Origin of the sequence: Paraburkholderia sediminicola (assembly GCF_902859805.1) — a bacterium.
GTDB lineage: Bacteria > Pseudomonadota > Gammaproteobacteria > Burkholderiales > Burkholderiaceae > Paraburkholderia > Paraburkholderia sediminicola.
The window spans coordinates 33,466-52,086 of sequence record NZ_CADIKC010000009.1 but is presented as its reverse complement, the minus strand read 5'-3'; the positions used below and the strand labels follow the sequence as shown (position 1 = coordinate 52,086).

At 62.3% G+C, this 18,621-nt stretch carries 17 protein-coding genes; 5 read left to right on the top strand and 12 right to left on the bottom strand.

The window, feature by feature from the left end; translation table 11 throughout:
• Positions 1-4 precede the first annotated feature (4 nt).
• The 6 genes from hutI to R8871_RS27350 all read right to left on the bottom strand — a co-directional run bounded on the left by hutI (position 5) and on the right by R8871_RS27350 (position 7,174).
• Positions 5-1,228: an imidazolonepropionase gene (hutI, locus tag R8871_RS27375; RefSeq protein WP_175053269.1), complete on the bottom strand. Its 1,224-nt coding sequence runs from the start codon at positions 1,226-1,228 to the stop codon at positions 5-7.
• A gap of 130 nt (positions 1,229-1,358) precedes the next feature.
• On the bottom strand, positions 1,359-1,961 hold the full coding sequence (locus tag R8871_RS27370; protein ID WP_246287772.1) for a HutD/Ves family protein: 603 nt from the start codon (positions 1,959-1,961) through the stop codon (positions 1,359-1,361).
• Between the two features lie 20 nt (positions 1,962-1,981).
• Positions 1,982-3,670, bottom strand: coding sequence for a urocanate hydratase (gene hutU, locus R8871_RS27365; protein WP_093646762.1), 1,689 nt, complete (start codon positions 3,668-3,670; stop codon positions 1,982-1,984).
• Between the two features lie 93 nt (positions 3,671-3,763).
• Positions 3,764-4,459, bottom strand: a complete 696-nt coding sequence (gene hutC, locus R8871_RS27360) for a histidine utilization repressor (protein ID WP_054040559.1) — start codon at positions 4,457-4,459, stop codon at positions 3,764-3,766.
• A gap of 37 nt (positions 4,460-4,496) precedes the next feature.
• Positions 4,497-6,020 carry a histidine ammonia-lyase gene (gene hutH / locus R8871_RS27355; protein WP_175053267.1) on the bottom strand — a complete coding sequence of 508 codons (1,524 nt, stop codon included), beginning with the start codon at positions 6,018-6,020 and terminating at the stop codon, positions 4,497-4,499.
• Between the two features lie 257 nt (positions 6,021-6,277).
• Entirely contained in the window at positions 6,278-7,174 is an 897-nt protein-coding gene (locus tag R8871_RS27350; RefSeq protein ID WP_175053266.1) for a LysR family transcriptional regulator, read from the bottom strand.
• Positions 7,175-7,289: 115 nt separating this feature from the next.
• Here R8871_RS27350 and R8871_RS27345 point away from each other — a divergent pair, with 115 nt between their 5' ends.
• Together R8871_RS27345 and R8871_RS27340 are read left to right on the top strand one after the other, a co-directional pair.
• On the top strand, positions 7,290-8,195 hold the full coding sequence (locus tag R8871_RS27345) for an NAD-dependent epimerase/dehydratase family protein (protein ID WP_175053265.1): 906 nt from the start codon (positions 7,290-7,292) through the stop codon (positions 8,193-8,195).
• A 153-nt stretch (positions 8,196-8,348) separates the two neighbouring features.
• A complete protein-coding gene (locus R8871_RS27340; protein ID WP_175053264.1) occupies positions 8,349-8,531 on the top strand; it encodes a hypothetical protein in 183 nt (60 codons plus the stop codon).
• Between the two features lie 33 nt (positions 8,532-8,564).
• Here the strand turns inward: R8871_RS27340 and R8871_RS27335 are convergent, their stop codons facing one another.
• Together R8871_RS27335 and R8871_RS27330 are read right to left on the bottom strand one after the other, a co-directional pair.
• Complete coding sequence (locus R8871_RS27335) at positions 8,565-9,932, bottom strand: APC family permease (RefSeq protein WP_175053263.1); 1,368 nt, start codon at positions 9,930-9,932, stop codon at positions 8,565-8,567.
• A 168-nt stretch (positions 9,933-10,100) separates the two neighbouring features.
• On the bottom strand, positions 10,101-10,937 hold the full coding sequence (locus R8871_RS27330) for a carbon-nitrogen hydrolase family protein (RefSeq protein WP_175053262.1): 837 nt from the start codon (positions 10,935-10,937) through the stop codon (positions 10,101-10,103).
• Positions 10,938-11,077: 140 nt separating this feature from the next.
• Here R8871_RS27330 and R8871_RS27325 point away from each other — a divergent pair, with 140 nt between their 5' ends.
• The gene (locus R8871_RS27325; protein ID WP_175053261.1) at positions 11,078-11,923 is read left to right on the top strand and encodes a response regulator transcription factor; all 846 of its coding nucleotides are present in this window, start codon (positions 11,078-11,080) and stop codon (positions 11,921-11,923) included.
• 28 nt (positions 11,924-11,951) lie between these two features.
• Here R8871_RS27325 and R8871_RS27320 read toward each other — a convergent pair whose 3' ends face one another.
• The 4 genes from R8871_RS27320 to R8871_RS27305 form a co-directional block, all read right to left on the bottom strand.
• The gene (locus tag R8871_RS27320) at positions 11,952-12,686 is read right to left on the bottom strand and encodes a DUF899 domain-containing protein (protein WP_175053260.1); all 735 of its coding nucleotides are present in this window, start codon (positions 12,684-12,686) and stop codon (positions 11,952-11,954) included.
• Positions 12,687-12,738: 52 nt separating this feature from the next.
• The gene (locus tag R8871_RS27315; RefSeq protein ID WP_175053259.1) at positions 12,739-13,167 is read right to left on the bottom strand and encodes an SRPBCC family protein; all 429 of its coding nucleotides are present in this window, start codon (positions 13,165-13,167) and stop codon (positions 12,739-12,741) included.
• Positions 13,074-13,499: an ArsR/SmtB family transcription factor gene (locus tag R8871_RS27310; RefSeq protein ID WP_175053258.1), complete on the bottom strand. Its 426-nt coding sequence runs from the start codon at positions 13,497-13,499 to the stop codon at positions 13,074-13,076. Before R8871_RS27310 ends, R8871_RS27315 begins: the two co-directional genes overlap by 94 nt.
• Before the next feature lie 245 nt (positions 13,500-13,744).
• Positions 13,745-15,127: an NCS2 family permease gene (locus tag R8871_RS27305; RefSeq protein ID WP_175053257.1), complete on the bottom strand. Its 1,383-nt coding sequence runs from the start codon at positions 15,125-15,127 to the stop codon at positions 13,745-13,747.
• Positions 15,128-15,644: 517 nt separating this feature from the next.
• On the opposite strand from R8871_RS27305, the gene R8871_RS27300 reads away from it, so the two are divergent.
• Positions 15,645-16,613 carry a PRC-barrel domain-containing protein gene (locus tag R8871_RS27300; RefSeq protein WP_175053541.1) on the top strand — a complete coding sequence of 323 codons (969 nt, stop codon included), beginning with the start codon at positions 15,645-15,647 and terminating at the stop codon, positions 16,611-16,613.
• Positions 16,610-17,869 carry an MFS transporter gene (locus R8871_RS27295; RefSeq protein ID WP_175053256.1) on the top strand — a complete coding sequence of 420 codons (1,260 nt, stop codon included), beginning with the start codon at positions 16,610-16,612 and terminating at the stop codon, positions 17,867-17,869. The genes R8871_RS27300 and R8871_RS27295 overlap by 4 nt, the downstream gene beginning before the upstream one ends.
• Positions 17,870-18,621: the final 752 nt, after the last annotated feature.

Here is an 18,621-nt window from a genome sequence, read left to right as displayed (position 1 = left end):
GGCCCTAGCTCAAATCACGCCGTGTATAAACAGTCTCGCCTGCGCGCACGACTCGCGCGCACAACGGACGCCCAATCCAGTAAGCCAGCTCGGCAAGCGAATCCACCGACCACACCGCAAAATCCGCCGCGCGCCCGGCTTGCAGCGAGCCATGCTGGTCCGCCTTGCCGAGCGCACGCGCCGCATGCGTGGTCACGCCTTGCAGCACTTCGGGCACGGTCATGCGGAACAACGTGGTCGCCATGTTCATCATCAGCAACAGCGAGGTGGTGGGCGACGTTCCGGGATTGCTGTCGGTCGAAATCGCGATCGGCACCTCATAGCGCCGCAGCAAATCCAGAGGCGGCAATTGCGTCTCGCGGATGAAGTAGTACGCGCCCGGCAGCAGAACGGCAACGGTGCCGGACGCTTTCATCGCGGCGACGCCCGCTTCGTCGAGGAATTCAAGGTGATCCGCGGACAGTGCATGGTGACGCGCGGCCAATGCCGTGCCGCCGCCGTTCGACAACTGCTCGGCGTGCATTTTCACCGGCAATTTATAGCGCTCCGCGGCCTGGAACACACGCTCGCTTTGTTCCAGCGAAAAACCGATGCGCTCGCAGAACACGTCGACGGCGTCGACCAGTCCTTCGTCGGCGAGTGCGGGCAGCATCGTGTTGCAGACTTCGTCGATGTACGCGTCGGCTCTTCCCGCGAATTCAGGCGGTAAGGCGTGCGCACCGAGGAACGTTGTGTACACCGACACCGGATAACGCTCGCCCAACTGGCGCGCGACACGCAGCATCTTGCGCTCGCTCGCGAGATCGAGCCCGTAGCCGGATTTGATTTCGACCGCGGTGACGCCTTCGGCGAGCAGCGGTTCGAGGCGCGCGGCCGATTGACGGAACAGCGAGTCTTCGTCGGCGGCACGCGTGGCGCGCACCGTCGAAACGATGCCCCCGCCCTGCCGCGCGATTTCTTCATAACTGACACCCGCGAGACGCTGCGCGAATTCATCCGCGCGCTGGCCGCCGTACACGAGGTGCGTATGGCAATCGACCAGACCCGGCGTCACCCACGCGCCGCGCAGATCTTCGCGCGGCCATGCGGCATATTGAGCCGGTAATTCAGACGCCGCGCCGAGCCATGCGATCTTGCCGTTTTCAACGGCAATCGCAGCATCGGGCAGCGTGTGTTGGGGATCGCCCTCAGGGCAGAGTTTCAGGTGATGCCAGACGGTTTGCTTCATCGCGTGCTCTTTGCAGCTCGTTGCGTGTCTGTGGTGGTTCGCGGCGCGCTTGCCTGGCCTTTGCCTAGCCTTTGCCGGGCCTTTGGCAGGATTTAAGCGCGTACGCGAATCGTCGTCATCGTTGCGGTGATCACGTGTAGCGGATGCTGATCGCGAGCAATGCGCCCGCGCCCTCGACCACGCATGACAGCACGTTCGGTGTGTCGATGCGCAGTGTGTCGTCAGCTTCGAGCACTTGCGGTTGGGCTTCGCCACCGAGCGTGACCGAAACCGAGCCGCTTGCGCAGAACAACAACACCACGTCGGCGGACAAGGTACGTTGCGTAGTGCCGCGCCATACCTCAGTTTCGCCAACCGCCGCGCCTCGGCGGACCATCAGGTTGAAGTCGCGCGTGGCGCCGTCGACAAGGCGTGCGTCGATTTTCGCTTCGCCCGCAAACTGCGCGATATCGAGCGGCTGAGTCAACGCGTACGTCTTCACGGCATGAGCACCGGTGTCGTCCGTTTCGTCGAGCAGCATGCCCGCGCCCGACAACAACACCAGCGTGCGGTCGATACCTGCGAAACGCGAGAACGGCCCCGCTTGCGCCACGTCGGCGATGCTCACGCGCCACGTGAATGCATCGAGCCCTGCGCCGGCGGGAAACGCCCCCACTTCGCGCGTGACGCCGCCGCCGTTCTTCCACGGCGCCGCCACGAGGTCGGCGCCGCGGATGAGCGTCGTGGTTGCCACGTTAGGGACAACCGCCACGATCAGCGGCCCAGCATCGGCAGATTCAGGCCTGCCTCGCGCGCCGTTTCCTGCGCGAGTTCATAGCCCGCATCCGCGTGACGCATCACGCCGGTCGCCGGATCGTTGAACAGCACGCGGCCGAGGCGCTCCTTCGCAGCATCGGTGCCGTCTGCGACGATCACGACGCCCGAGTGCTGGCTGAAGCCCATGCCCACGCCGCCGCCATGATGCAGCGAGACCCACGACGCGCCGCCTGCCGTGTTCAGCAGTGCGTTGAGCAACGGCCAGTCGCTGACTGCGTCCGAGCCATCTTTCATCGATTCGGTTTCGCGATTCGGGCTCGCCACCGAACCCGTATCGAGGTGATCGCGGCCGATCACGATCGGCGCCTTCAACTCGCCGTTCCGGACCATTTCATTGAACGCCTGGCCCAAACGATAACGATCCTTCACGCCGACCCAGCAGATCCGCGCCGGCAGGCCCTGGAACGCAATACGTTCGCGCGCCATGTCGAGCCAGTTGTGCAGATGCGGATCGTCAGGGATCAATTCCTTGACCTTCGCATCGGTCTTGTAGATATCTTCCGGATCGCCCGACAGCGCGACCCAGCGGAACGGACCCTTGCCTTCGCAGAACAGCGGGCGGATATACGCCGGCACGAAGCCCGGGAAATCGAAGGCGTTTTCGACGCCCATTTCCAGCGCCATCTGGCGGATGTTGTTACCGTAGTCGAGCGTGGCCGCGCCGCGTTCCTGCAGCGTCAGCATCGCCTGCACCTGCTTGGCCATCGACTGCTTGGCGGGCAGCACGATGCTGTCCGGCACCGTCTTCTGACGCTCGCGCCAGTCTTCGACATTCCAGCCTTGCGGCAGGTAGCCATGAATCGGATCGTGTGCGCTGGTCTGGTCGGTCACGCAATCCGGCGTGATGCCACGCGTCACGCATTCGGCGAACACATCTGCCGCGTTGCCGAGCAGACCGATCGACACCGGCTTGCCTGCCTTCTTCGCTTCTTCCAGCATGGCGAGAGCTTCGTCGAGCGTCGCTGCTTTCTTGTCGACGTAACGGGTCTTGAGACGGAAGTCGATACGCGTCTCGTCGCATTCCACCGCGATCATCGAGAAGCCGGCCATGGTTGCGGCCAGCGGCTGCGCGCCGCCCATGCCGCCAAGACCACCCGTCAGAATCCAGCGGCCCGAAGGATCGCCGTTGAAATGCTGGTTCGCCACCGAGAAGAAAGTCTCATAGGTGCCCTGCACGATGCCCTGGCTGCCGATGTAGATCCAGCTGCCCGCCGTCATCTGCCCGTACATCATCAGGCCCTTGCGATCGAGTTCGTGGAAGTGTTCCCACGTCGCCCAATGCGGCACCAGATTCGAATTCGCCAGCAACACACGCGGTGCGTCCGCATGCGTCCTGAACACGCCGACCGGCTTACCCGATTGAATCAGCAGCGTCTCGTTCTCTTCGAGGTCTTTCAGCGACGTGAGAATCTGATCGAAGCAATCCCAGTTACGCGCGGCACGGCCAATACCGCCGTACACAACCAGCGCGTGCGGATGCTCAGCGACTTCGGGGTCCAGATTGTTCTGGATCATCCGGTACGCGGCTTCCGCGATCCAGGTCTTGCAGGTCTTTTCCGCGCCGCGCGGTGCGCGGATCGTGCGGGTCGGGTCCAGACGCGGGTCGATGTGTTTCGGGTTGTTCATGGTGGCCCTCGGGATGCTTGAAAATGTGCGGGAGAAGTTCAGGAAAAAGAGTCGGAAACGGTCTTTAAAAACGGGTCTTTAAAAGCGGCGAAATCAGAAATGTCCGGTGAAGCGATAGCGGCTGCCGGGATGCCAGAGATTGGCGATCGAGGCGACCTGGCTTTGCGACCACGTGCGCCGATGCAGCACGAGGCACGGTTCGAGTTCATCCATCGTCAGCAGCTCGCGGGTATCAGCATCGGCAGCCAGGGCTTCGATGCGGTACTCGACGCGCTGCAACGGCGCCACTCGCACCAGATACTGATTCGGCGTGGTGTTCGTGAAGTCCTGCAAGGCGTACTCGGGCGCGACCGCGGGATTGACCCAGCGCTCTTCGAGTTGCACCGGTTCGTCGTTTTCGAAATGCAGCACGCGTGAATGAAACACCGGACTGCCCGCGCTCACCTGCATTTCTTCGGCAAGCGCTTCGTCGGCGATGCTCGCACCGATGTGCAGCACGTTCGCCTGATGGCGATGACCGCGCGCGACGATTTCGTCGGAAATACTGCGGATCGCCACCAGAGTCGATTCGTACTTGGGCCGGGCGACAAATGTGCCCGAGCCCTGCACACGCGTCAGCACCTGCTCCGAAGTCAGCTCGCGCAACGCGCGGTTGACCGTCATGCGCGCGACGTTGAATTCACGGGCGAGCTCGTTTTCGGAGGGCACCTGGTCTCCTTCAGCCCATTCGCCCGCATGGATGCGGCCGAGGATGAAGTCCTTGATGCCCTGATAGGCCGGTGCGTTCATTGGCTTGATTGGCGTGCTTGAAACGTGATGTTCGAGCTTACTGCTCGGACGCGAACGAGAACGGGCTCAGCTTCGCGATCGTGCCGTCCTGCACGAGACGCGTAACGGCCGCGATATCCGGTGCGAAATAGTGATCGAGCTCGTAATGCGCGACGTCCTTGCGCACGGCATCCATCACTTTCTGCAGGCTCGGGCTGGTCTTGTGCGGTGCGCGCAGATCGACGCCTTGCGCGGCGGCGAGCAACTCGATCGACAGAATATTCGCGACGTTTTCAGCGATGTCGCCAAGCTTGCGCGCAGCGAACGTGGCCATTGAAACGTGATCTTCCTGGTTCGCCGAAGTAGGCAGCGAATCGACCGAAGCCGGATGCGCGAGCGTCTTGTTCTCGGAGGCGAGTGCCGCGGCTGTCACGTGAGCAATCATGAAACCCGAGTTCACCCCACCGTCACGCACGAGGAAAGGCGGCAGGCCCGACAGCGTCGCGTCGATCAGGAGCGCGATGCGGCGTTCGGCCAACGCGCCGATTTCAGCGACGGCAAGCGCGAGGTTGTCAGCGGCAAATGCGACCGGCTCAGCATGGAAATTGCCGCCCGACAGCACTTCGCCCGTGTCCGGGAAAATCAGCGGATTGTCGGAGACGGCGTTCGCTTCGATCAGCAGCACGTCGGCCGAATGACGCATCTGGTCCAGACACGCGCCCATCACTTGCGGCTGGCAGCGCAGGCTGTACGGGTCCTGAACCTTGTCGCAATCGGCGTGCGAGACATTGATGCCCGAGCCTTGCAACAGCGAACGGTAAGCAGCTGCCGCGTCCGTCTGGCCTTGATGACCGCGCAGTTCGTGAATACGCGCGTCGAACGGCTTGACCGAACCCGCTGCTGCATCCACCGACAACGCGCCCGCCACCAATGCGGTGCGGAACAGGTCTTCGATCGCGAACATGTTGTAGAGCGCGAGCGCGGTCGAGGCTTGCGTGCCGTTCAGCAGCGCCAGACCTTCTTTCGCTTGCAGCGTGAGCGGCTTCAGGCCAACCAGCGCGAGGCCTTCGGTAGCCGGCATGCGCTCGCCCTTCGCGAACACTTCGCCGACGCCCAGCAGGGTTGCAGACATATGCGCGAGCGGCGCGAGGTCGCCCGATGCGCCGACCGAACCCTTGACCGGGATCACCGGCAGCACGTCGGCGTTGTACAGCGTGATCAGCGCTTCCATCACTTCGCGGCGGATGCCCGAGTGGCCGCGGCCGAGGCTCGACAGCTTCAGCGCGATCAACAGACGCACGACCGGACGCGACATCGGCTCACCCACGCCGACCGCGTGCGACAGCACCAGATTGCGCTGCAGCAGTTCGAGCTGGTCATGCGGAATGTGCGTGCTGGCGAGGCGCCCGAAACCCGTGTTGATACCGTATGCCGGTTCGCCCTTCGCGGCGATATCGGCGACGGCTTTAGCGCAGGCGTCGATGGCGGCGTGGCTGGCGGGATCGAGTTGCAGCGCAACGTGCCCGCGAGCGATCTGGCGCAGTTGCGGGAGGGTCAGGTAGCCGGGCTTCAGAATCATCATGGTGTTGTGTCCTGTCTTGTCTATACAATTCAAGATGAAGTTTAGCGACGCTCGCTTGTATATACAACTTGTTTTTGCAGCTTCGGGCCTGGGGGTTTCCATTAGAGCCGGGAGCTTACGTGGCACACATCTCGCTTGAGCCGGGCGTTTCGGATGTCCGCGTGCGCCGCATCGCGTTCGTTCGTCGCGACAAGCAACTTGTATATACACGTTCAAAATACAGGGCAGCAAGCGGACAAAAAACTCGACGCGGTTCCCTACAGCCTCACCCGCGCCACCATGAAATCCAGGAAACACTGCACGCGCCCCGCCAGCGACGCGCTCTGGTAATACACCGCGCTCACCGGCTGCCGCTCATCCACCAGCACGTTGCCGAGAATCGGCACCAGCCGCTCTTCGCGCACGTCGGCCGCGGTCATGAAGTCGGCGAGACAGGCGATGCCCCATCCCGACAACGCCAGTTGCCGCAAGGTCTCGCCGCTCGATGCGGTGATTGCCGGCTCGATCTTCAGCGTCTCCGACTTGCCCTTTCCAGCCGTCCGCAACGGCCAGCGATTCAGATGCTCCGGCGCCGTGAAGCCGATCAGACGGTGCGAGCGCAACGCTTCCACCGAACGCGGCTCGCCGTATTCAGCCAGATACGCCGGACTCGCGAGCACCCGCAGCTTGCTACTGCCCAGGGTGCGTGCGTGCAGGGTCGAGTCCTGCAGCGCGCCGATGCGGATCGCGATGTCCACCTTCTGTTCGAGCAGATCGACGATCCGCTCGTTGCTCGTCAACTCCAGACGAATCTCCGGATACAGCGCCGAAAACGCCTTCATATGAGGCGCCACGCAATGGAGCATGAACGGCGACGCCGCATCGACACGCAAACGCCCCGAAGGCCGCTCGCGTCCGCGCGTGACGGATTCCTCGGCCTCTTCCATCGCATCGAGAATCGCCCGCGCCCGCCGCAGGAACGCCTCGCCCTCTTCTGTCAGTTGTAGACGACGCGTGGTGCGCCTCACCAGCGCGGTGTCGAGTTTCTTTTCGAGGCGTGTAAGCGCACGGCTCACGCCGGAGACGGTCTGCTGCAATTTCTCGGCCGCCGCCGTGATCGAACCGCAGTCGATCACCGTCGCGAACACCAGTAATTCGTCGGTGGAAGTCTTCATTGTTGATTTAAAGTCAAGATTGATTTGAGACTAACACGCTTTTTGCGAGAATCAAGACGGCGGATACTGCGTCCATGTCATCGTATTTTCGATGTTTCCACCTTAGGAGAACGTCTTGAAGATTTTCATTACTGGCGCAAGCGGCTTTATCGGCGGTTCGATCGCGGCGCACCTCGTGCGCGCCGGCCACCATGTGCGCGGCTTGATCCGCAAGCCCGAACACAGCGCTGAGTTGCAACGCCTCGGTATCGAACCCGTGATCGGCACGCTCGACGACCGCGAACTGCTGATTGCTGAAGCCAAAGCCGCCGACGCAGTCATCAACGCCGCGAGCAGCGACCATGAAGGCGCAGTGAAAGCGCTGATCGACGGCCTCGCCGGTTCCGGCAAGCCGTTTCTGCATACGAGTGGCTCGAGCATCGTCGGTGACGCGTCGGGTGGTGAAGCGGGCGAAGCGCGCATCTATCACGAAGACGCACTGCCCGTGCCGACCGCGGACAAAGCGGCACGCGTCGCCATCGATCAACTCATACTCGATGCCGCGCAGCGGAACATCCGCTCGGCGGTGCTGTGCAACACGCTGATCTATGGCCACGGCGACGTGCCGGGCAGCGCAAGCGTGCAGCTGCCACGTCTCGTGCGTCAGGCGCAAAAGAGCGGCGTGGTGCGGCATGTGGGCAGCGGCGGCAACATCTGGTCGAACGTGCATATCGGCGACGTCGCCGAACTCTATCGCCTTGCGTTGGAGAAGACGCCGGCGGGCACCTTCTACTTCGTCGAAAGCGGCGAGGCGTCGTTTCGCGACATGAGCGCCGCGATTGCCCGCGTGATGAAACTGGGCGAGCCGCAAGACTGGCCGCTCGCAGAAGCGCAGAAGGAATGGGGTTACGAAATGGCTTCGTACGGGCTGGGATCGAACAGCCGGGTGCGCGGTGAGCGTGCGCGCACACTGCTCGGCTGGCAGCCCAAACGCACGTCGGTGATCGACTGGATCGAGCACGACATGATGGCCGCCAGGTGAGGTCCTTCGGGAATTAACCTAAGGGGACTCCCGCTGGGGCGTAATCCATGTAAGCCCAGGCGTAGCAAATCCGTAAGCTCAACTCGCTAGAATCCGGCTCACGTAATAGCGCGATCCGACGATACGAGTCGCGCGTAAGCCCGGATTTGATCGATGACCTTGGCGTTGAATTTCGACTGGCTCACCAACCTGCTGGCGATTATTTTCGTCGTAGCGTGCTTATACGATGCGCGCTACGACGAGTACGGCACGTTGACGCTGTCCGCGGCCGTGATGAGCCTTATCGTGATGGCGATTGAACTGTTCGTCAAACCCGCCTTCGATATGGCGTTGTGAGTTCGGCGCTGCGCGCTGCAGCGCCATTACTTATCAGACCGCGACTTCCGGCGGCGCGCGGCGGAAACAGCGCGTGATCCAGCCGAGATAGCACAAGCCCAGCACGAACCACACTGCGCCAAGCACCAGTGCGGTTTTCTCCAGACTCACCAGCAGCCAGATATCCGCAATCGCACCAGCCAGCGGAAACAGCAGACCACCGATCACACTCATCGCATTCGCACTGCCCTTCGCGTTGAAGAACTGCCGGATCACACACAGATTAACCGCGGTGAACGCGAGAAACGCGCCGAAATTAATGAACGAGGTCGAGGTCGCCACATCGAGCTTCAATGCGACAAGCCCAATTGCACCCGCGATCGCGATGTTCAGCGCCGGCGTCTTGAACTTCGGATGCACGAAACCGAAGATGCGTTTGGGCAAGACTTCGTCGCGCCCCATTGCATACAGCAGACGCCCCACGCTTGCCTGCGCCGAGATGCCCGAGGCGAACTGCGCGAGAATCAGGCCGGCCAGAAACACCGTCACGAAGATATCGCCACCGACTTTGCGCGCCACTTCGAAGGCGGCCGAATCCGGGTCCTTGAACACCGCACCAGGATGCGCGAGCTGCACCGTGTACGCGGCGATCACGAAGATCGCGCCGCCGATCAGCGCAATCAGCACAATCGCCCGTGGCATGGTCTTTTCAGGTGCGATCGTTTCTTCGGTCAACGTCGACACCGCGTCGAAGCCGAGATACGAATAAGCAGCAATCGCGGCGCCTGCCATCGTCGCCGAGAACGGCACATGCGGCTTGAAAAACGGCTCGGCCGAAATCAGGCCGCCGGGACCGGCCGCCGCGGTGACGTAGTGGCAGCACAGCACAACGAACAAGGCGACGATCGCGAGTTGCACGACCATCAGCACGATGTTGAAACGGTTCGCGAGTTCGATGCCGAGAATATTCAGCACGCTCGTCAACACAATGAACGCGACGATCCAGATCCAGCTCGGAATGTGCGGAAACGCGGCGCTGAGATACGCGGCGCCGATCAGCCAGATCACCATCGGCAAGAAAAAGTAATCGAGCAAGGTGGCCCAGCCGATCATGAAACCCAGATGCGGATTGAAGCTTTTGCGCGTGTATGTGTAGGCTGACCCCGCTACCGGGAAAAGCCGCGCGAGCTTGCCGTAACTGAGCGCGGTGAACACGATCGCGATCAGGGCAATCAGATACGCGAGCGCGGCGGTGTCGTTGCTGGCACTCGCCAGCACGCCGTAGGTGCCGTAGACGATCAGCGGCGCCATATAGGCGAGGCCGAACAGCAAAACCGAAGGCAGGCCGAGTGTGCGCTTCAGATGCGCGCTTTGTGGCGCGGCAGGTGCGCCGGCGCGCTCCGTGGGGGATGTCGGGGTCATACGGTGTCTCCTCTTGCGAATGGGCGAGCGTCGGCGAGGGCGACGTTGAACGCGCCCTGGTCGGGTTTTGTCGATCAGTCTTGCTGAGTGCGCGGAAGTCGCGCCGATGATTCTTTGCCTGACGTGATGCGCGTAGATGTGCGCACCTGCCTGGCCTGCGCACGCGCCTTAGCGCGCCCGGATCACACGCGCACGTTGCCCTTGCTCGCCGTCCAGCGTCGCGAGGTCGAGCGCAATACGCGCGTCATGCAGATAACGATAGTGTTCGCGCGCGCCTTCGAGACGAGCGGGATCGAGCGTGGCGCGCAGGACCGTTTCTTCGTGGCCGGCGTCGCACACCACGTCGCCTAACGGATCGATCAGCGCCGACTCACCGGGGAACGTGAGATTGTCGTCGCCCGAACCGATGCGATTCACAAGCGCCGCGAACATCTGATTCTCCATCGCGCGCGCCACGATTGCCCGGCGGTGCACCGGCCCGAACGGATCCATGTTGCCGTTCGTCACGATCAGGAGATCGGCGCCGAGCGAGGCAACCGCACGCGCCGTTTCGGGAAATTCGATGTCGTAGCAGACCAGCAGGCCAACGGTCAGGCCCTTGAAGCTGCACACTTCGTAACGGTCGCCCGGTTCGAATACACCGACGTCCGACGCCCACAGATGCGTCTTGCGATAGCGCAGCGCGATCTCGCCGCGTTCGTCGACCAGCACCGTGGTGTTGAAAAAGCGGCTGCCGTCACGCTCGGCGAGACCGACTGCCACCGCAACCCGTGCTTCGCGCGCCGCGTCGCGCACGGCGGTCAGCGATGGCCCGTGGATCGGTTCGGCCACGTCGCCGATGGTGTCGCGCGTCGGAAAACCCGACAGCGTGGTCTCCGGAAACACGATCAGATCGGTTCCGGCCGCGCGTTGCCCGATGGTTTGCAGCACACGTTGCACGTTTTTACCGCCGACGCCTGCCGCGCCATCCACGATTGGGATCTGTGCCAGTTCGAGTTGAAGCATTTTTGTCTCCGGTGCTTAGCAATCTGCTTCGCGTTAAATTGCGGCTGTTGTCAGGCGCCCGCGTTTCAGGTTGGGCCTATTATTACCAGACATATTTTTGTCCGTAATCACCCGGCAGGGTTACCCTCAACGGAGCACGCATGGAACTCGAATGGCGCGATCTGGCCTTTCATCGTGAGATCGGCGCGGTTATCGAAGCACTCGACAGCGCGCAGTTCTGGACTCGCCTCACACGCGCGCTCGAACGCTATGTCGTGTTCGACAACTGGGTCGCCCTGCGCTTCACGCCAGGCATGGCGCCGCTCGTCTGCGCAGAATCGCCCACACCGGACGGCACGGTAGACGTGATGTTCCAGGACTATCTCGCCGCGCTCTATCAACTCGATCCGTTTTATATCGCCGCGACCGAGAAGCCCGCATCGGGCTTCGTCACGCTGGCGGACGTCGCGCCCGACAACTTCTCGATGACCGACTACTACCAGCGGTACTTCAGGAAAAACATCGTCGGCGATGAAGTGCATTTCAACTACATGATAGACGCAAGGCATACGCTGGCGTTCTCGCTGGGCGCAACGCAGCGCTACGGCGAGCGCGATCTGGCGGTACTCGCGCTCTGCGCGCCGTGGGTAATCGCGCTACTGCGGCAGCGTTTGCCCTATGAGACATTCGATACGCCGGAGCCGGCCTCGAGCGAGGCAGTGACGCAAGCAGGTATCAACACGAACGCCCCAGCGGATACACCTACCTATGCCGCGCGTTTCGAGCAGGTGTCGTCGGCGGGCGGCCGCTCGTCACTCACCGCGCGAGAAGTGGAAGTGGCGATGCTGACCTTGAGCGGATTTTCAACGCGCGCCATTGCGGAGAAATTGACGATTTCATTCGAAACGGTGCGCGCGCACAAGAAGCACATCTATACGAAGCTCAACGTCAACTCGCAATCGGAGTTGTTCGCCCTGTTCTATGAAGCGGGACGCAAAGGGGCATGACGTCCCGCTTATTCCTGGCCGGCGCGCGTCAGGAACTGCACGCGGCGCAACCGCTCACCTTCTCCTCATAGCGATCGTGATGCTTGAGCCACTCGCCCATATTCTTCTTTTCCTCGCGGCCCTTCGGCGTCACGTCGAGATGGGCATACGCGCCGAGGAACTGCTCGCCGCCGCGCCCGTAGGTGGAATACGTGTGATAGACGTTGCCCGCTGCGTCCTTGTAGAACACGCTGTGACCGGGTAGCTCGTCAATGCCGACATCCTGCTCGGTGAAGTTATAGAACCCCTTCTTGCTCGCGATCTCATCCGACGTGAACGACACGTGATAGTCGAAATTGAAGTCGCTCTCATTCGACGACACCCACGGAAACTTCCAGCCCATGCGTTTTTTGAACGCCTCGATCTTCGCGAACGGCCCACGCGAGACCGCTACATACGATACGTCGTGATGTTCGAGATGCGTCAGGATGCCGTCCATGTGATCCGACACGAACGAGCAGCCGAAACAGCCCTCTTCCCAATCCGGGCCGAACATGAAGTGATAGACGATCAACTGGCTGCGGCCGCCGAACAGATCGGCGAGCGTCCTGGGACCCTGCGGCGTTTCGAATACATAGGTCTTCTCGACCTTCACCCAGGGCAGCGCCCGGCGTTTGCGGGCGAGTTCATCGCCGGCGCGTGTGTACGCTTTCTCTTCGACCAGAAGCGCCTTGCTGGCGGCCAGCCATTCTTCCCTGGTGCCGATACGATGTTGCGGTTCCATGTGCGTCTCCTTCTCTGCGTCGTACAGGTTGGATAGTACAAATCACGCGAAATCAGGCGAGGTAGCGCTCCAGTGCGTCGAGGCCATAGCTCCAGCCGGACTGATGCAGGTCACGCGCTTCTTCGTTGATGAACTGTTCATGCGTGAGCGTCAGCAGCGTACCGTCACCGTCCGGGCGCAACAGCACCGTGACAAGCGACTCCTGCTCCGGGCTCGAACGCCATGTCCAGGTGAACACCAGTTTGGCGTCGGGCACCACGTCCCGATACTGGCCATAGATTTCGAGCTGCTGGCCGTCCGGCTTGCGAAACCCGACCGCGAAGCGCCCGTCGACGCGTGCGTCCACTTCCGCGCGGATCACCTCGGCGCCGGTCGGATGCATCCATTTCACGAATTGCGCCGCTTCCGTCCAGGCGCGGAAGACTTTGGCGGGCGCGGCGTCGAGGCGACGCTGGAGGGTAAGGCTGGGTTGGGCGGACATGGCGGTTCCTCTTCGACAAAAGCGGCCAGACGATCGAGTGATTCGGACCAGAAGCGCTGATAGCGAGTGAGCCATTCCATGGCTTCCTCCATCGGTCCGGCGGACAGGCGGCACGCCACCGTGCGGCCGGTTTTGCTACGTGTGATGAGACCGGCCTCGGACAACACGTCGAGGTGTTTCATCACCGCAGGCAAGGACATCGCAAACGGCTCGGCGAGCTCACTGACCGACAGATCGTTCAGTTGAGACAGACGCGCGAGCAACGCACGCCGCGTCGGATCGGACAGCGCGGCAAAGGTGCGATCGAGTAACGTTTCATTAAACTTAACCATGGGGTTAAGTATAGAAACACGCGTGAGGATGTCAAGGACAGGTGCGCACTTTTCTCAAAGCGTGCAGGAAGAGGACGGCGCGAAGGGGACGCTGGAAAAAAGATACGCGGCGCACCGCAGTTCAAACTCTGCAATACGCCGCGTCAAGGTGGAGAACAACCGACTACACGTTAGAGCGAAGCGGCAAGGCAAGCCCGCCCCACTCTCGCGTTACAGCAAACCGCGCGAAACTCAATGCGGCAAAATCAGATCGCCCAACCGCCGAGATAAAAACCGACCAGCACGACAGCGATGACAACCGTGCCCACATTCAGCTTGCGATACTCGCCGCTCACCACGCGGCCGATCACCAGCGTTGCGAAGCCGAGCATGATGCCCGTCACGATGTTGGCGGTCAGCACGATGAAGACGGCGCACATCAGGCCCGACATCGCGTCGACCATGTCGTCCATATGCAGCTTGCTCACGTTCGAGAGCATCAGCAGGCCGACGTACATCAGCGCCGGGGCCGTTGCATACGAAGGCACGAGACTGGCCAGCGGCGAGAAGAACATCACCACCAGGAACAGCAGGCCGACCACCGCTGCGGCCATGCCGGTCTTCGCGCCCGCTGCCACGCCGACCGTCGATTCGATGTAGGCAGCAGCCGGTGCGCCACCGAGCAGGCCCGAGAAAATCGAGCTCAGCGAATCCGCCGTCAGCGCGCGGCCGCCGTTGATGATGCGGCCGTTTTCGTCGAGTTGACCGGCTTGTCCGGCGACGGCGCGAATCGTGCCGGTTGCGTCGAACACGGCCGTCATCACGAGTGCCAGCACGCTAGGCAGGACCGCCATCGAGAGCGCGCCCTTGATGTCCATCGCGCCGATCAGCGAAGCGTGACCCGGTGCGCTCAGCGACGGCAGTGCGAACACGCCGTGGAACGCCACCGCCGGATCGATTGCGAGCGCAATCAGCGAGATCGTGACGATCACGATCAGGATCGAACCCGGCACGCGACGGCGCACCAGACCGAAGATCGCGGCCAGACCCGCCACCGACATGATCGCCGGCAATGCCGTGATATGGCCCAGTGCCACCGGCAAACCTGCGCCCGGATTCTTGACGACCAGACCCACATCGTTCGCGGCGATCAGGAGCAGGAACAGGCCGATGCCAATCCCCGTGCCGTGAGCGATACCCGTCGGCAGATTGCGCAGAATCCACGAACGCACGCCCGTCACCGAGATCCCGGTGAAGACGACACCCATCAGGAACACCGCGCCGAGTGCGACGTTCGGCTGCAGACCTTTACCGAGCACAAGGCCGAACGCCGTGAATGCGGTGAGCGAAATCGCGCAGCCGATCGCAATCGGCAGACGCGCCCACACGCCCATCAGCAGCGAGCCGAATGCAGTGGTCAGACACACGGCGACGAACACCGCGCTGGTATCGAAGCCCGCGCGGCCGAACATGCCCGGCACGACGAACACGGAATAGACCATCGCGAGGAAGGTCGTGATGCCCGCCACAATTTCCGTACGCTGCGAACTGCCGCGTGAAGAGATTTCGAAGTAGCGGTCGAGAAAGCCCTTTCCGTCGAATGATTCGGCGCCGACTTCAGAAATCGGTTGGGCGTGGGGTTCCATCATGATGAGTGCCTCCTTTATCAGCGTGCTGAAACGGCCCGGTTTCCGGCCGCCATCAGGTTCGTCTCGTTGCGTTGATTTAATGTGGTGTGGCAAGGTTTGAACGTCGGCTGGCGATGCGTCAGACAACCCGCATGCTCCGTTCTTCTTTTGCTGTCCCGAAATGTAGGGCAACACAAATATGTCTCCCATCGCATGAATGGCATGCTCGACATGTCGCGATGCTTATATCGTTTAAGGGACGGCAAACCATGGGGACGCTCCGCGCGTTTACACCTACGGTTTGTCATCGAGTTGTGAAAGGGTTTTGAGGGGTTCGGCGCGCAAAAACGGGCCTACGTCGTGGCCGGAAGCGCGCGACGCGGCATGAATCGTGCGCCGGGGACACCTGTCAGAAAGCCTGCAAAACCGGGCCGCCCCGGCGCCGCGGGTTACACTCTGGCCCTTACCTGAGTTAAAGCGTGACTTAACTGCGGCGGTCCACAGCGCCCGTCCGCACTGGCCCATGGAGTCCTTCTTGATGAGCGGCGGTTTTTCGCGTCCTGCCTGGCGTCTTCTGCTTCTTGCTGTGTTCGCGCTATTCGCGCTGTCCGGTTGCAGCCTGCTGTGGGGCCCGCAACAGGCGCCGATTGTCGACGCCACGGTGATGCCCGTCGAACCCGCGAGCGCGCCTGTCGCCGCCTCCGCGCCGGAACCCGTCGAGACTGAAGCGGCCGAACCCGAACAGCCGAAGAAGCCTAAAAAACCGGTCGTCAAGCCGCGCAAGGTCGAACCTCCGCCGCCGGTCGCCACGCCCGCGCCGCCGCCGCCCGCGCCCGCGCCGCTGATCGTGCTGCGCACGATCGAGCGCAGCGAGGCGCGTGCCTTGCTCGATAGCGAAGTGCAGAAGCCCGACGGCAAGGTAGTCGGCCGCGCGATCGATCTGATCGCCGATGCGAGCGGCAAGCCGCGCGAAATCGTGGTCAATCTGCAAGGCTTCCTCGGCGTCGGCGATCGCAAGGTCAATTTCCCGTGGAGCGCGTTCCGCTTCACGCCCACTGCGAAGACCGCGCCGATCACACTCAACGCGACGGCCACGCCGACTCCCGTGGCGAAGTCCGCCGCCGTGCAATTGCCGCTGATCGACACCGACGTCGAGCGCTCGAACGGCGCCAAGGTCGGCCGCGTGATCGACGTGCTGATCGACGCCAACGCGCAGCCGCAGGCGGTCGTGCTCGACGTCAACGGCATGGTCAGCACCGAGCGGCGCACGATTGCCGCCAACTGGTCGGCCCTGCGTTTCGTTACGAAAGACAAGGAGCTGCATCCGCTGATCGATCTGAGCGATGCGCAGATCAACGCGACGCCGCCGTACGCCAGCGACAAGCCGATCCGCGCGGTGTCGCCCGCGCCGCCACCCGCTCCCGCTCCCGCGCCTGCTCCCGCCGCTGCAGCTTCTGCCGCGCCGGCCACAGTCACGGCGGGTTCCAACGCACGGGCGGCCCGATGACAGGCCGGACCTTAGTCACCGCGCGCAGTTTGCGTGCACTCGATTGGTTGAATTTTTTCGTCGCCAACGTGCAGACGGGTTTCGGGCCGTTCATTGCGTCGTATCTCGCCTCGCACAAGTGGACCCAGGGCGAGATCGGCATGGCGCTCTCCGTCGGCACTATAAGTGCGATGGTGAGCCAGGTGCCGGGCGGCGCTGCTGTCGACGCGTTGCGCAACAAGAAAGGCGCCGCTGCATGGGCGATCTTCGCGATCATCTTCAGTGCGGTGCTGCTCGCTGCGAGCCCGACGGTGCTGCCGGTGATTGCCGCCGAGGTGTTCCACGGGTTTGCCAGTTGCATGCTGACGCCGGCATTGGCCGCCATTTCGTTCGCTCTCGTGGGGCGTGCGAATCTGGGCGACCGGTTGGGACGCAATGCGCGCTGGGCGTCGATCGGCAGCGCCGTCGCGGCCGGCCTGATGGGCGTATTCGGCGAATACTATTCACCCCGCGCGGTGTTCTGGCTGACCGCGGCGCTGGCGGTCCCTGCGCTCTTTGCGCTGACGATGATCCAGCGTACCGACACGATCGAGCTGCCGAAGGCTGGGCCGACACCGGCACAGATCGAACGGCGCGAGAGTTTGCGCGAGTTGTTGCGTGACAAGCGGATGCTGTTGTTTGCGGCTTGTATTGTGCTGTTCCACTTGTCGAATGCGGCGATGCTGAATCTCGCCGCGGGTGAAGTGACGGCCGGCATGGGCGACAACGTGCAGCTCGTGATTGCCGCGTGCATCATCGTGCCGCAGGCGATTGTGGCGATGATGTCGCCATGGGTTGGGCGCTCTGCCGAGCGGTGGGGACGCAGGCCGATTCTGCTGCTTGGGTTTTCGGCGTTGCCGATACGGGCGTTGTTGTTTGCCGGGATCAGCAGCCCTTATTTGCTGGTGCCGGTGCAGATGCTGGACGGCCTGAGCGCGGCCGTGTTCGGTGTGATGCTGCCGTTGATTGCCGCCGATGTCGCCGGCGGGAAGGGGCGGTATAACCTTTGTATCGGGTTGTTTGGGTTGGCTGCGGGGATTGGGGCTACTTTGAGCACGACGGCTGCCGGGTTTGTTGCGGACCATTTTGGCAACGCCGTGAGCTTTTTTGGACTTGCTGCGGCGGGTGCACTTGCCGTGCTGCTGGTGTGGGCCGCGATGCCTGAGACGCGGGATGCTGGTGCGGGGGGGGAGGGGGAGGCGGAGCCTTTGGGGGATGGGAAGTCGGCTGTTAGATGATCTTTTTTGCCTTTTGCGGCGGCATTGGCCGTGTTCTTAGGGCTTTGGCCTTTCCTTGAATTTTTAGTGGTCTATTAGCGTTCCCCCTGTGCGGGGGGCACCTACTTTTCTTTGCCGGCTGCAAAGAAAAGTAGGCAAAAGAAAGCAGCTCAAACCGCTAATGCTAAGTGGGCACCGTGGTTTTCTGCGGGTAGTGGTGCGACTGGAATCCGTGCTCTCCCACGTTCCGCGCTAGTGACAAAGGACTCATCAGCTCCCACTCCGCACTACGTGCGTCGCGGACGGGTCTGCAGGGGAAACCACGGGCTTCGGTTTTGGTTTGTGAGGGCCGTCGGCTTCGCCTCGGCGACGCGCCTCTGCACTCTCCCGGGAAAACCGACTCAAACGATATGTCGGTGTACTGCAATCACCGTCCCGGTCACGTCACGTCACGTCACAGCCGCGGCTGCGACTGTGACTGTGACTGTGACTGTGACTGTGACTGTGACTGTGACTGTGACTGTGACTGTGACTGTGACTGCCGTAGGCGGTTGCAGTTGCCGCTCCGAATACAATCACGATGGCGACGCAATGACGAGCCACGGTCCAGTGGCGAGACGCGAGCGCAAAACCACAGCGATCGGTTTTAAGAAGTACTCTTCGGCGCGCGCAGCGCCGCCGGAAGTATGACGCCCTTGTCACAAGCATATGCCGGTGCACGAACCCAGATTCCAGATGCACCACTACCCCAAGCAAACTACGGTGCCCACTTA

What these genes read in the sequence shown, in the direction of transcription:
- hutI (WP_175053269.1), bottom strand. Translation starts at nt 1,228, where the DNA reads ATGAAGCAAACCGTCTGGCATCACCTGAAACTCTGCCCTGAGGGCGAT.
- hutU (WP_093646762.1), bottom strand. Translation starts at nt 3,670, where the DNA reads ATGAACAACCCGAAACACATCGACCCGCGTCTGGACCCGACCCGCACG.
- hutC (WP_054040559.1), bottom strand. Translation starts at nt 4,459, where the DNA reads ATGAACGCACCGGCCTATCAGGGCATCAAGGACTTCATCCTCGGCCGC.
- hutH (WP_175053267.1), bottom strand. Translation starts at nt 6,020, where the DNA reads ATGATGATTCTGAAGCCCGGCTACCTGACCCTCCCGCAACTGCGCCAG.
- R8871_RS27350 (WP_175053266.1), bottom strand. Translation starts at nt 7,174, where the DNA reads ATGAAGACTTCCACCGACGAATTACTGGTGTTCGCGACGGTGATCGAC.
- R8871_RS27340 (WP_175053264.1), top strand. Translation starts at nt 8,349, where the DNA reads ATGACCTTGGCGTTGAATTTCGACTGGCTCACCAACCTGCTGGCGATT.
- R8871_RS27335 (WP_175053263.1), bottom strand. Translation starts at nt 9,932, where the DNA reads ATGACCCCGACATCCCCCACGGAGCGCGCCGGCGCACCTGCCGCGCCA.
- R8871_RS27330 (WP_175053262.1), bottom strand. Translation starts at nt 10,937, where the DNA reads ATGCTTCAACTCGAACTGGCACAGATCCCAATCGTGGATGGCGCGGCA.
- R8871_RS27325 (WP_175053261.1), top strand. Translation starts at nt 11,078, where the DNA reads ATGGAACTCGAATGGCGCGATCTGGCCTTTCATCGTGAGATCGGCGCG.
- R8871_RS27320 (WP_175053260.1), bottom strand. Translation starts at nt 12,686, where the DNA reads ATGGAACCGCAACATCGTATCGGCACCAGGGAAGAATGGCTGGCCGCC.
- R8871_RS27315 (WP_175053259.1), bottom strand. Translation starts at nt 13,167, where the DNA reads ATGTCCGCCCAACCCAGCCTTACCCTCCAGCGTCGCCTCGACGCCGCG.
- R8871_RS27310 (WP_175053258.1), bottom strand. Translation starts at nt 13,499, where the DNA reads ATGGTTAAGTTTAATGAAACGTTACTCGATCGCACCTTTGCCGCGCTG.
- R8871_RS27305 (WP_175053257.1), bottom strand. Translation starts at nt 15,127, where the DNA reads ATGATGGAACCCCACGCCCAACCGATTTCTGAAGTCGGCGCCGAATCA.
- R8871_RS27300 (WP_175053541.1), top strand. Translation starts at nt 15,645, where the DNA reads ATGAGCGGCGGTTTTTCGCGTCCTGCCTGGCGTCTTCTGCTTCTTGCT.
- R8871_RS27295 (WP_175053256.1), top strand. Translation starts at nt 16,610, where the DNA reads ATGACAGGCCGGACCTTAGTCACCGCGCGCAGTTTGCGTGCACTCGAT.